At 38.5% G+C, this 12,464-nt stretch carries 8 protein-coding genes and 1 pseudogene; 8 read left to right on the forward strand and 1 reads right to left on the reverse strand.

The features are described 5' to 3' along the window. The first annotated feature begins 14 nt into the window (after positions 1 to 14). The 5 genes and pseudogenes from IQ19_RS06970 to IQ19_RS28420 all read left to right on the forward strand — a co-directional run. Positions 15 to 2,153 carry a sigma 54-interacting transcriptional regulator gene (locus IQ19_RS06970; RefSeq protein WP_144541360.1) on the forward strand — a complete coding sequence of 713 codons (2,139 nt, stop codon included), beginning with the start codon at positions 15 to 17 and terminating at the stop codon, positions 2,151 to 2,153. Positions 2,154 to 2,392: 239 nt separating this feature from the next. Then, on the forward strand, positions 2,393 to 3,850 hold the full coding sequence (locus IQ19_RS06975; protein WP_394137628.1) for an aldehyde dehydrogenase family protein: 1,458 nt from the start codon (positions 2,393 to 2,395) through the stop codon (positions 3,848 to 3,850). Positions 3,851 to 3,874: 24 nt separating this feature from the next. Beyond that, positions 3,875 to 5,248: a putrescine aminotransferase gene (locus tag IQ19_RS06980; RefSeq protein WP_144541364.1), complete on the forward strand. Its 1,374-nt coding sequence runs from the start codon at positions 3,875 to 3,877 to the stop codon at positions 5,246 to 5,248. Positions 5,249 to 5,397: 149 nt separating this feature from the next. Beyond that, positions 5,398 to 6,279 carry a pyridoxal 5'-phosphate synthase lyase subunit PdxS gene (pdxS, locus tag IQ19_RS06985; protein ID WP_110067167.1) on the forward strand — a complete coding sequence of 294 codons (882 nt, stop codon included), beginning with the start codon at positions 5,398 to 5,400 and terminating at the stop codon, positions 6,277 to 6,279. 90 nt (positions 6,280 to 6,369) lie between these two features. Further along, positions 6,370 to 6,473 (forward strand): annotated as a pseudogene (locus IQ19_RS28420) (pyridoxal 5'-phosphate synthase glutaminase subunit PdxT); the annotation flags it as partial. Between the two features lie 152 nt (positions 6,474 to 6,625). Here IQ19_RS28420 and speB read toward each other — a convergent pair. Beyond that, complete coding sequence (gene speB / locus IQ19_RS06990) at positions 6,626 to 7,585, reverse strand: agmatinase (protein ID WP_110067168.1); 960 nt, start codon at positions 7,583 to 7,585, stop codon at positions 6,626 to 6,628. 567 nt (positions 7,586 to 8,152) lie between these two features. Between speB and IQ19_RS06995 the strand changes: the two genes are divergently transcribed. From IQ19_RS06995 to IQ19_RS07005, 3 genes are all read left to right on the forward strand, one after another. Further along, positions 8,153 to 9,499, forward strand: coding sequence for an APC family permease (locus tag IQ19_RS06995; RefSeq protein ID WP_199749397.1), 1,347 nt, complete (start codon positions 8,153 to 8,155; stop codon positions 9,497 to 9,499). A 338-nt stretch (positions 9,500 to 9,837) separates the two neighbouring features. After that, positions 9,838 to 10,083, forward strand: coding sequence for a biotin/lipoyl attachment domain-containing protein (locus IQ19_RS07000; RefSeq protein WP_144541366.1), 246 nt, complete (start codon positions 9,838 to 9,840; stop codon positions 10,081 to 10,083). Between the two features lie 848 nt (positions 10,084 to 10,931). Beyond that, the gene (locus IQ19_RS07005) at positions 10,932 to 12,425 is read left to right on the forward strand and encodes an aldehyde dehydrogenase family protein (RefSeq protein WP_144541368.1); all 1,494 of its coding nucleotides are present in this window, start codon (positions 10,932 to 10,934) and stop codon (positions 12,423 to 12,425) included. Positions 12,426 to 12,464: the final 39 nt, after the last annotated feature.

Genomic DNA, 12,464 nt, shown 5'->3' on the forward strand with positions numbered 1-12,464 from the left:
AGGGAGATGGACATATGTTTTCAATAGCCAGGGAAAAGGTAAGGCCTATCATTACTTTTAATATTGATAACTTGAAAGAAGAAAGTGATATTCAGGTTTCTAACTTTAAAGAACCTTTCTTGTTCTTAAAGAAACAAAATCAATTGTTTGCCTACGTTCATTTAAATAATCTTTTGCAAGTAAATATAGAAAACCAACAAATTAAACTAAAAACTTTATTGGATAGTTCAAAATCTATTGACAGCGTCTGCCGCCTTAATGAGCAGATATCTTTACCGGTTCTTTTTCAAATAATTGGAGAACCAATTGCCATTGTTAAAAGGGAAAATGGGGGCTTTGATGGTTATATTCGGCGTGAGGATGTACTGGCTGAATTATTTAAACAGGAAAATAAAAGTGTGGATTTACTTAAAATTATATTAACCTCGATACCGATGGGGATTTTTATTCTTGATAGAGAAAAGATAATCATTAATTGTAATGATTCAGGATTGAAGATGATGAAGTCGACTGCTGAACAGGTCATGAATCAGCCTGCAGAAAAGCTTTTCAGCGGCGATCATATTAAAAATGTGTTTGCAACTGGTAAAACAATTCTTAATCACGTTCAAATTACGGGCGATACAGGAGTTCTTTTGGACTACAGCCCGATCTTTAATTTTAAAGAGGAAGTAGAAGGCATTGTTATTGTTGTTCAAGATCTTCCAATGGTAGAGGAAATGGCCATGGAAATTGAATATATTAAAAATTTAAATAAAGACATGAACGCCATTTTATCAAGTATTTATGACGAAATTCTTGTTGTGAATCAAAAGGGAGAGCTCATCCGTTTTAGCGATAATGTCATACCCGGGTTTTGGAAAGTTGATTTAAAAGAAATGATTGGTAAAAATATTTTAGAGCTTGAGAATCAAGGGTTATTTTGTCCATCTGTGACAAGAATGGTTTTAGAAAAAAAGAAGAAAGTTTCTATCGTACAAGAGACAAGGAATGGAAGGAAAATTTTAGCAGTCGGAAACCCTGTCTTAAATGAGAAAAATGAAATTGACCGGATAATTATTGCCTCAAGAGACATTACCGAAACAACACGTTTGAAAACCGAGCTTAAGGAAATACGTAAAATTTCAGAGCAATATAAAAAGGAATTAGATGATTTTAAAAATAAGGACCGATTCATAAAAAAATTAATTTATCGCAGTCCTAAAATGGAACGAATCATTAATCAAGCAAGAAAAATAGCTGATTTTTCTTCTACTGTTCTTCTTCATGGAGAGTCGGGTGTTGGTAAAGAAGTCATTGCACAAGCCATTCACCAGCTTGGAAATCGGTCTTCAAAACCGTTCTTAAAATTAAATTGCGGGGCTATTCCTGAAAATTTATTGGAGAGTGAGCTTTTTGGCTATGCCAAGGGGGCGTTTACAGGTGCTGATAAAAATGGGAAAGAAGGATATTTTAAACAGGCTGATCAAGGAATAATTTTTTTAGACGAGATTGGCGAAATGCCCTTACACCTTCAAGTAAAACTTCTTAGAGTACTTCAAGAACAAGAAGTAATCCCTGTAGGCAGTACCACACCTATTAAAGTTGATGTTCAAATTATAGCAGCAACGAATAAACAATTAGAGAAATTGGTTGAAGCAGGTACTTTTCGAGAAGACCTTTACTATCGCCTGAATGTAATTCCTCTTCATATACCTCCACTAAGAGAAAGAATAGAGGATATTTCGGTGCTGGCATTTCATTTCCTCCAGCAACTAAATGACAAATACAATAAAAGTTTTCACCTGACACCTGATGCAATAAATGTTTTAGAATTTTATCCGTGGCCAGGTAACGTAAGGGAACTGCAAAACATTATTGAAAGATTAATTGTTTCGTCCGAAGATCCGGCCATTAATGCAGAATTTGTTAGTCAGTTTCTGAAACTGGGGTATGATTTAAAAAAATCAAAGCCAGTTATTACAAGAGTGATTCCTTTACAGGAGGCCATAGACCATGTAGAGGAACAGCTGATCCTTTTAGCAATGAAACAGTTTAAGACTACTACTAAGGCAGCAAAGGCGCTGGGAGTTAGCCAATCCTCCGTAAGTAGAAAATATCAAAAAATATTAAATGACAGAAATATGAATATAGAAAATACAGTACCTAACTAACATTGAAGCTGTTTCAGGATTTACTGAAACAGCTTTTTTGTTTTTGTCCTATCCTAAATTGTCGAAAACTAATTACACTATTTTTTATGCAAAAATCAATAGTCTATGCAATATTGAATAGATAATCAATAAAAACCTAATAAAATGCTTATTTAAAGGTGTTAGATGGTGGCACACTTCTTGCAATAATAGTAAATGATATGTGAATGAAGGAGGTTTTTAGAGTGATAGAAATAAGCATGTACATTAATGGTCAATGGAAAGAATCCAAGAGCAAAGAAAAACGGCCTATAATTAATCCTGCTAATGAAGAAATCATTGCATATGCTCCAGAAGGAACGATTGAAGATGCTGCAGAGGCCATAAATGCCGCTCGCAAAACATTTGATGATGGAACTTGGTCAGATACACCTGCTGCAGAAAGGGCTTCATACTTATTTAAGATTGCAGACAAAATTGAAGAATATCAGGATGAATTAACTCGTCTAGAAACAATGGATAACGGGAAAACGCTTCGTGAAGCAGGCTACGATGTGGGAGATGCAGCTGCGTGTTTTCGCTACTATGCGGGCTTAATTACAAAGCCGGATGGCCAAACTTATCATGTGGGAGATCCAATGCAGGCAATGGTTGTACGTGAACCAGTTGGTGTTTGCGGACTTATTGTTCCTTGGAATTATCCGCTTTTAATGGGTGTATGGAAAATCGCACCTGCTTTAGCCGCAGGAAATACGATTGTATTTAAGCCATCTGAAGTTACTCCTGTAACCTCAAAGAAATTATTCGAGATTTTTGATGAAGTGGGATTACCAAAAGGTGTTGCCAATATGGTTCTGGGAGCCGGCGCCATTGTGGGAAATGAAATTGCTGCTAACCCAAAGGTCGATATGGTTTCCTTTACTGGAGGAACAAAGACTGGTAAGCACATCATGAAAACAGCAGCGGACACTATGAAAAAGATTTCGTTAGAGCTCGGCGGAAAATCGCCTAACATCATTTTTGCTGACTCAGATTTTGAGACCGCAGTTGATTATGCACTTTTTGGTATTTTCGCTGGCGCAGGTCAAGTCTGTTCAGCAGGATCTAGAATACTTGTAGAAGAAAGCATTTACGACAAGTTTGTCGATCGTTTTGCAGAAAGGACTAAAGAGATTAGGGTAGGCCCAGGAAACGACCCAAGATCGGAAATGGGTCCACTTGTAAGTGAGGAGCATTTACAGAAAGTTTTGAGCTACATTGAGCTAGGAAAAGAGGAAGGTGCAGTTATTGTTTGCGGAGGAAGACGAATGGTTAGCAATGGTTTGGAAAAAGGCTATTTTGTAGAACCTACGATATTTACCAATGTGAAACCGGAAATGAGGATCGTTCAAGAGGAGATTTTTGGTCCGGTTGTCGTTATACAAAAATTCAGCACCGAAAAAGAAGCAATTGAGATAGCCAATCATACGGATTATGGCCTAGCAGGCGGTGTATTTACAAATGATGGAGCAAAAGCTTTAAGAGTAATCAAAAAACTCCGAGCCGGGATTACTTGGATTAACTCGTATCACCCAACTTACAATGAAGCACCTTGGGGCGGCTATAAGCAAAGCGGAATAGGCCGCAGTTTAGGGACATTTGGACTTGAAGAGTTCCAGGAGATTAAGCAAATTAACATTAACCTGCAAGTGGAGCCAATTGGCTGGTTTGAAAACTAAACTCAGGTAAAGGAGCGAACACAAATGGGTATCGATTTAAAAGGTGAAGTTACACAAAAAAGGGACCAAAATGTAAATGAGTATATTAACAAGGTTCTTAGTTTAATAGAAAAAGATTCAATTACTGAGGAAGATGCGAAGTGGATTACAGAAGAAACAGTGGAGGGTTTTCGGGAACATGTAAATCCTGGATTCCTTTCATATCGTAAAACTGTAACAAAGGATGGCCAATTTGCTGCGGTGGAATGGTCAGATAATGGATCATGTTTTAAAGATGTAAATGGCAAGGAATATATCGATTGTCTTGGCGGTTTTGGCATTTATAATGTTGGGCACCGAAATCCAAAAGTGGTAAAGGCAGTTACCGATCAATTGAAACGCCAGGCTCTTCATAGTCAAGATTTACTTGATCCGCTTCGAGCCATGCTGGCTAAAATTTTAGGAGAGATTACCCCTGGTGATTTGAAATATGCCTTTTTTACAAACAGTGGAACAGAAAGTGTGGAGGCAGCATTAAAACTTGCAAAAATGTACAGTGAAAGAACAACCTTTATTTCCACAACGCGCTCTTTTCATGGTAAAAGTTTAGGTTCCTTATCCGGAACAGCAAAAGGGATGTTCCGAAAGCCATTTCTTCCTCTAATACCTGGATTTCGCCATGTGCCGTTTGGGGATATTGACATGATGAGAAAAACGTTCGAAACTTGTTCCCTAGTTGGTGAAGATGTTGCCGCTGTAATTTTAGAGCCAATCCAGGGCGAAGGTGGTATCATTCTTCCACCGGAAAATTACTTAAAACAAGTCAGAGAATTGTGTGATAAATTTGGTGCTTTACTTATTTTTGATGAAGTTCAAACAGGAATGGGCCGAACAGGAAAAATGTTTGCAGCAGATTTATATGATGTTGTTCCAGATATATTATGTCTTGCTAAAGCATTTGGAGGCGGGGTTATGCCAGCAGGAGCCATTGTAGCAAAGGAAGATGTATTTAAAAGCTGGTTCTCTAATCCATTTATGCATACGACGACATTCGGGGGAAATCCATTGGCTTGTGCTGCAGCCATTGCAACGATAAGTGTTCTTCTTGAAGAAAAATTACCTGAAAGAGCGGAAGAAGTAGGGGAATATTTCTTGAAAGAATTAAAGGATGCTGCGAAGGGACATGAAGAAAAAGTTCTTGAAATCCGTGGTCAAGGGCTAATGATTGGGATAGAATTTCATCAGGACGAAATTGGATATGAAGTGTCAAAGGGAATGTTTGATAGGGGAATTCTTGTAGCGGGAACTCTTATAAACTCTAAAACAATTCGTATTGAGCCAGCGTTAACAATTCGTTATGAAGAAGTCGATACAGTCGTTAGATCCTTTAAAGAAGTTTTGTCACAGGTAAAAGCTTAATTTTTCTCGTTGTATATCATGTTTTGTAATTGGAAACCATACATACACCGCTCTACTAACATAGTTAAATAAATTATGGGTGATAAATAGGGTGGTGTACAAAATTGACAAAAATAAAAATCAGCCAGGCTTTAAGGGGGAAAAATTCTATGCAAACAGGAACAGATCGAGTAAAAAGAGGAATGGCAGAAATGCAAAAAGGTGGCGTTATTATGGACGTTATCAATGCTGAACAGGCTAAAATTGCTGAAGAAGCAGGTGCGGTAGCAGTTATGGCTTTAGAACGAGTGCCTTCTGATATTCGTGCAGCCGGCGGGGTAGCGAGAATGGCTGATCCTCGTATAGTTGAAGAGGTACTTAAGGCTGTTTCAATCCCTGTAATGGCTAAAGCTCGTATTGGACATATTGTGGAAGCACGTGTTTTAGAAGCTATGGGCGTAGACTACATTGACGAAAGTGAAGTTTTAACACCAGCTGATGAAGAGTACCACCTAAATAAAAAAGACTATACAGTTCCTTTTGTTTGCGGCTGCCGTGACTTAGGAGAGGCTGCACGTCGTATCGGAGAAGGTGCATCTATGCTTCGTACAAAGGGAGAGCCGGGAACAGGTAATATTGTTGAAGCGGTTCGTCATATTCGCCAAGTAAATGGACAAGTACGGAAAGTGATTGGTATGAATGAGGACGAGCTTATGACAGAAGCTAAGCTTCTTGGGGCTCCTTATGAAATATTACTAGAAATCAAACGTCTTGGAAAACTTCCAGTCGTTAATTTTGCTGCTGGTGGTGTGGCCACTCCAGCTGATGCTGCACTAATGATGCAGCTTGGCTCTGATGGTGTGTTTGTTGGATCGGGTATTTTTAAATCTGAAAACCCAACGAAATTTGCCCGTGCAATTGTAGAAGCAACTACTCATTATCAAGATTATGAATTGATTGCGAACCTTTCTAAGGACATTGGTGATCCAATGAAAGGAATTGAAATTTCCACGCTTGCTCCTGGAGCTCGTATGCAGGAACGTGGCTGGTAAGGAGTAAAACATTGGTGAAAATAGCTGTTCTAAAATACAGTAAGTGAGATGCCTGCTACATTGAGTAGTCCGGGGCAAAAGCGTTGTGATAAAAAAGTAGAACAGCTTGAAGAAGTTGATGGGTTAATTCTATCTGTCGGCAAGAGCACTACAATGCGGATTAATTGATAAGTATGACCTTATGGAGCTATTAAAAAAAATTTGCTCGTATGAAAATCCAATTTTTTCGCACCTGTGCAGGACAATATTAATAACTTCCATTGCTAAAAAAGGTGGATTTTATACAAAAAAGCAGTGAATTCCTGAAAAAATCGGAATTCACTGCTTTTTGCCTTTTTAGAAGGAATTATTTATCAGAAATGTTGATTAATGAATCCTTATTAATTTTAAGTGCTACAAGGCTGGCAAAGTCATGTATGATCGTAGCTGCAAGTAAGGAAGTAATTTGAGTTGGATCATAGGAAGGTAAAACCTCGACCAAATCAAAGCCGACAAAATTAAAGTCTGTTAAAGAGCGGATGATTTGCAAGGTTTCAAAGCTATTTAAACCACCGACCTCAAGTGTTCCTGTTCCAGGTGCACATGATGGGTCAACAAAATCGATATCAAAGGTTATGAAACATGGAGTATCACCGATTTTTTCCTTCATTTCCTTAATAACACTATCCATACCGCGTTCTTTTAGTTCCGGTGTTGTAATCACATGGTATCCTAAATCCGTGCTTGCATCAATGTCACCTGGATGATTAAGTGTTCCGCGAATTCCAACCTGAAAAACTTTATCTGGTATGAGTAAATTTTCTTCATATGCACGAATGAATGGCGAACCATGCCAATATTTTTCTTCATAATAGGTATCCCATGTATCAGTATGGGAATCAAAATGGATTAAGGCTACAGGCCCGTGTATTTTAGCAGCAGCACGAAGATGGGCTAATGTTACGGAATGATCTCCTCCAAGTCCAATCGGGATAATTCCTTTCTCCATCAATTCCATCATTACTTTTTCAATTATTTCATAGCTTCGATGGATATTATGCGGGATGACGGATACATCACCAATATCAATGGCATTACAATCCTCAAATGGATAAACCTTGTGTGTCGGATGATAAGGAAATAAGGTCATAGAAGCCTGACGAATGGCTTGTGGTGCAAACCGGGCTCCGACACGGAAGGAGGCTGCTGTATCAAATGGTACCCCGACGATGGCCAGTTTAGCATCTTCACGTTGAGATGGTAACCTCATAAAAGTTCCGGTCGTACAAAATTCCGGTTTAACATCAGGTGATAATGGATATTGCATTTTAATTCCCCCAATTTTTATTTTCAAAAGTAATAATGCAAGTTTTGTGCCAAATGAATTTATGAGGACTTTGCTAGTAGATAAGAAAGTTTTAATTTAATTTTAAAATTGCCCACCGGCTGGTGTACTTCGACCATCTCCTAATATAAGTCAACACCGAATCGTGTTTTCTTTTGTTAATTTGATTTTATTGCCTAAAATCTGAACGCATAAATTCAACTAGGCTTCTGTGTAGGCATTTCGGGGAGTTTAAATCTCAGTAGAAGGGTCCAGTCCATTCGTCGCTAGAAGGGCTCTTCCGCTTTTTTTATAAATTCTATTTAATATGGAATAATGTATGCGCGGATGAGTAATCCGAAACCTTCCGAATTTTATAAACTACTCACCCTAAACCTTTCCAAATGATAATTGAACAAAACAGCAGAAGTTTTAGAAGTGCTATAGTTTGGCACAAAAATTGCAAGGTATACATACTGAATTTTCAAAAAAGGAGGGAGTAAAAATTATAAGAAGACCAAGGGGCTGTCTCGAAATGAAAGCGGTTTAAAATAAGGGGAGGAATGATATGTGGAGAATAGCGTAAAGCTGAAAAGATCGTTAAATCTGTGGCAAATCGTTATCATGGGGTTAGCATATATGACGCCAATGGTGGTATTTGACACATTTGGAATTGTTTCTGGTATAACGAAAGGTCATGTTCCAACAGCCTATATTATTGCATTAATAGGGATGCTATTCACTGCTGTTAGCTACGGGAAGCTAGTAAAGGTTTTTCCTCAGGCAGGCTCAGCCTATACGTATACTCAAAAAGCAATGAACAGGCATCTCGGTTTTCTAGTTGGTTGGTCTTCGCTACTTGATTATTTACTTTTGCCAATGGTTAACGCTTTGTTAACAAAACTTTACCTCAATGCTTTATTTCCGTCCGTTCCGGATTTTATTTGGGTGTTAGTGTTTGTAGGAATTGTTACCTTCTTAAACCTGCGAAGTGTAAACGTTCTGGCAAATTTTAATACATTATTTGTTCTAATTCAAATTCTCATCATGATCGTTTTTATTATCCTTGTAGTAAAAGGGTTAAATGCCGGTGAGGGAACAGGCACAGTTTTAAGTTTACAACCGTTTTTTGTTGAAGGGATGAACATACCTGTTCTCATTACAGGTGCAACGATTCTTTGTTTTTCTTTCCTCGGTTTTGATGCGGTTACGACTCTAGCTGAAGAAACACCCAATCCAGAAAAAACAATTCCAAAAGCAATTATGCTTACAGCTTTATGCGGCGGGCTTATTTTTATCACAACATCGTTTTTTATTCAATTATTTTTTCCAGATATATCAAGGTTCAAGGAACCTGACGCAGCTCTGCCGGAAATTGCTCTTTATGTCGGTGGAAAGCTGTTCCAATCGATTTTCTTATGTACAACATTTGTGAATACGCTAGCCTCCGGAATTGCCTCACATGCAAGTGTTTCGCGACTGTTGTATGTAATGGGACGTGACAAAGTATTTCCGGAGAAATGGTTTGGATATGTCCATCCAAAATGGAGAACCCCTGCGATTAATGTTGTAATCGTCGGGGTCATCTCTTTATCTGCTTGGTTCTTTGATTTAGTGACAGCAGCCTCATTAATTAATTTTGGCGCATTGATGGCGTTTACGTTTGTAAATCTTTCCGTTATTGGTCATTTTGCCTTCCGTCAAAAAATGCACCGGAATCCCAAGGGGTTTTTTAATTACGTGATCATGCCATTACTGGGAGCCGGTTCGATTGGTATCCTGTGGATCAATCTTAACATTAGTTCCATTATCATGGGGGCCGCTTGGTTTGCTGTAGGATTTGTTTACTTAGTCTATCTCACAAAGGCCTTTCGAGCAGCACCTCCTCAATTTGTAAGTGAAGAAGCAGAAATTTAAAAGATAAATAGTGAAAAATGCATTCTAATTCAAAGTAGGATGCATTTTTTAATCTTTTTCGAAATAATGCAAAATTGAAAAATTCTAGTCATTTATTCATAATCCCAAAACGGTTTTGCCCAATTATCTTGAATAAAGCTACTGGAAGCGATTTTAGAAAGTTGGCACGAAACTTGCTATTACCTTTAATAACAAGAAAAATGAGGTGTTAATAATGGCAGTCGAACGACTAGGAATTGAAGTAGGGGACATCCCGGAATTCCAAGAGTTCTTTGGACTTGTTTTAGATACACGACCTTTTCAGGAACAATATTAAAATAAAATGAGGGGGGAATTTCATGTATTTTGAAGTGGTTAGTCCTGTTTACGGGAAGGTTGAAAAGGTTTCGATTAAAAGTGATACAAGAATTTATGAGTGGGAAACATTATTTCAGATTAAAACGGAAGAAGGCAACCTAGAAAAGATACAAATGGGTTTGAGTGGAGAAGTAGAATCACTTGCAGTACAAGAAGGAGATTACGTTATTCCTGGAATGGTCCTTGCATATATTAAGGAGGACCTATTTGTTACTGGCAGTGACTAGCCCTTAGAAAAGGAGATGGAATGTACATCTTCTTTTTTTATTTAAAAGATTCCGAAAATAGCTATAGTGATAGGGTTTAAAGGGGATGTAAACGATGTTTTCCGCTGCAGAAGAAAAAATTAACCGATTACTTAAGTCTCAGTGGTTGAAAAAGAGGAAGTTATAGGATTAACCCTGAACAATCTAGAAGAACCCTTTTTATTTTAGCTCTGTTAAATTTGCCTGTTGATTTCCACTGCAGGCACTCCCTTTCCGCGGGCGGTCCGGGAGCCTCCTCGTCGCTTTGCTCCTGCGGGGTATCCCTTTGATCCGCACTCCCGCAGGAGTCTCGTACCTTCCGCTCCAATCAACAGGGTGCTAAAAAACAACAATAAGCTTTAACAGAGCCTTTATTTTAAAAAAACACGATAAATTATTTGCCTTTGTTGATTTAAATAATTATTTGCTTTAAAAGATTGGAAAAACAAAATTTTTCGGTTGAATTTTTGCTTGAACATGCCATATCAATAGAAAGTATCAGCTATCTCAGCCAGCATATCTCCATACCCATTTAAAAGCAGTAAAAGCTTTAGGAATTATGATCCTCAGGAAGTAGAAAATATCAGAAAATATTAAGTTATAAAAATATTTAAATCGAAAACTTGTCTACCTTTTTATAAAAAAGCTGTTTTGGATCGCCTCCCCCTATAACAGCTTTTTTTATTATGCACAGAGAAATAGAGTTATGCAAAAATGAATAACTTTTGTTAAAAAGATTAAGGGAAACTGGTAAGTTAGCAATCTTTTAAACTTGGCACACTTTTTGCATTATCTAATAGTAAGTAAGGGAATAAAAGGAGGATAAGTAAATGGTAGAGATAAAAAAACTTGTTACAAACCTTAAGATGTATATTGATGGCGAGTGGAGAGATTCTGAAAATAATGAAACGCGTCCGGTAATTAATCCAGCAAATAGTGAAGTCATTTGTTATGCACCTGAAGGAACAGTTTCCGATGCCCGCATGGCCATCTTTGCTGCCCGTAGAGCTTTCGAAGAGGGTGTTTGGTCAGGCATTTCAGCGCAGGAAAGGGCCTCCTATTTATTAAAAATAGCTGACAAAATTGATGATTATGCTGATGAATTGACTCAGCTTGAAACCATGGATAACGGAAAAACCTTACGAGAAGCGGGCTATGATGTGGGTGATGCAGCCGCATGTTTCCGCTATTATGCGGGAATGATTACACAACCTGATGGCCAGACCTACCATGTTACAGATCCGATGCAAGCAATGGTTGTCCGTGAACCTGTTGGAGTTTGTGGTCTTATTGTTCCATGGAATTATCCACTGTTAATGAGTGTATGGAAGCTCGCGCCCGCTTTAGCAGCCGGGAATACGGTTGTCTATAAACCGTCTGAGGTTACTCCAGTTACTCCGAAAAGGCTATTTGAAATTTTTGAGGAAGTGGGCTTGCCAAAAGGGGTAGCCAATATGGTTATGGGAGCGGGTTCCGTTGTAGGAAATGAAATCGTCTCCCACCCAGAAGTAGACATGGTTTCTTTTACGGGTGGGACGCAAACTGGGAAGCATATCATGAAGACTGCGGCTCACACAATGAAAAAGGTTTCTCTAGAATTAGGTGGGAAATCACCAAATATCATTTTTGCCGATGCTGATTTTGAAACCGCGGTCGATTATGCTTTATTTGGAATCTTTTCTGGCGCAGGTCAGGTCTGTTCCTCAGGTTCAAGAATCCTTGTCGAAGAAAAGATATATGATCAATTTGTGGAACGTTTTGTCCAAAGGGCCAAGAAAATTCAAGTAGGCCCCGGAAATAATCCTTCATCCGAGATGGGCCCGCTTGTGAGTGCAGAGCATCTTGAAAAGGTTCTCTCCTACATTAAGATTGGTAAGCAGGAAGGTGCAACGCTTGCATGCGGTGGAAATCGAATTGTTAAAAATGGATTAGATAATGGTTACTTTGTTGAACCAACGGTATTCGTCGATGTGAAACAAGACATGAGAATTGTTCAGGAAGAAATATTTGGCCCGGTCGTTGTCATTCAGAAGTTCAAGGATGAAAGCGAAGCCATAAAGCTTGCGAATAGTACTGTTTTTGGGCTTGCTGGTGGTGTGTTTACCAATGATGGTGCAAAAGGTCTTCGCGTCATTAAAAAGCTTCGTGCCGGGATTACTTGGATTAATTCCTATCATCCTACTTATAATGAAGCACCGTGGGGTGGCTATAAGCAAAGTGGAATTGGTCGCAGCCTTGGAACATTTGGTCTTGAGGAATTCCAGGAAATTAAACAAATTAATATCAATTTGCAGGTAGAGCCAATAGGATGGTTTTCAAAGTAGAAAAGCGGAAGCGCCTGTTTAGGGAAGTACACTAGCCGT

It is taken from the genome of Cytobacillus oceanisediminis (assembly GCF_007830235.1).
Classification (GTDB): domain Bacteria; phylum Bacillota; class Bacilli; order Bacillales; family Cytobacillaceae; genus Cytobacillus; species Cytobacillus oceanisediminis.

Excerpts from the sequence above, each read along its gene's own strand:
- IQ19_RS06970 (WP_144541360.1), top strand. The coding sequence starts at position 15 with ATGTTTTCAATAGCCAGGGAAAAGGTAAGGCCTATCATTACTTTTAAT.
- IQ19_RS07005 (WP_144541368.1), top strand. The coding sequence starts at position 10,932 with ATGGTAGAGATAAAAAAACTTGTTACAAACCTTAAGATGTATATTGAT.
- speB (WP_110067168.1), bottom strand. The coding sequence starts at position 7,585 with ATGCAATATCCATTATCACCTGATGTTAAACCGGAATTTTGTACGACC.
- IQ19_RS06975 (WP_394137628.1), top strand. The coding sequence starts at position 2,393 with ATGTACATTAATGGTCAATGGAAAGAATCCAAGAGCAAAGAAAAACGG.
- IQ19_RS06980 (WP_144541364.1), top strand. The coding sequence starts at position 3,875 with ATGGGTATCGATTTAAAAGGTGAAGTTACACAAAAAAGGGACCAAAAT.
- IQ19_RS07000 (WP_144541366.1), top strand. The coding sequence starts at position 9,838 with ATGTATTTTGAAGTGGTTAGTCCTGTTTACGGGAAGGTTGAAAAGGTT.
- pdxS (WP_110067167.1), top strand. The coding sequence starts at position 5,398 with ATGCAAACAGGAACAGATCGAGTAAAAAGAGGAATGGCAGAAATGCAA.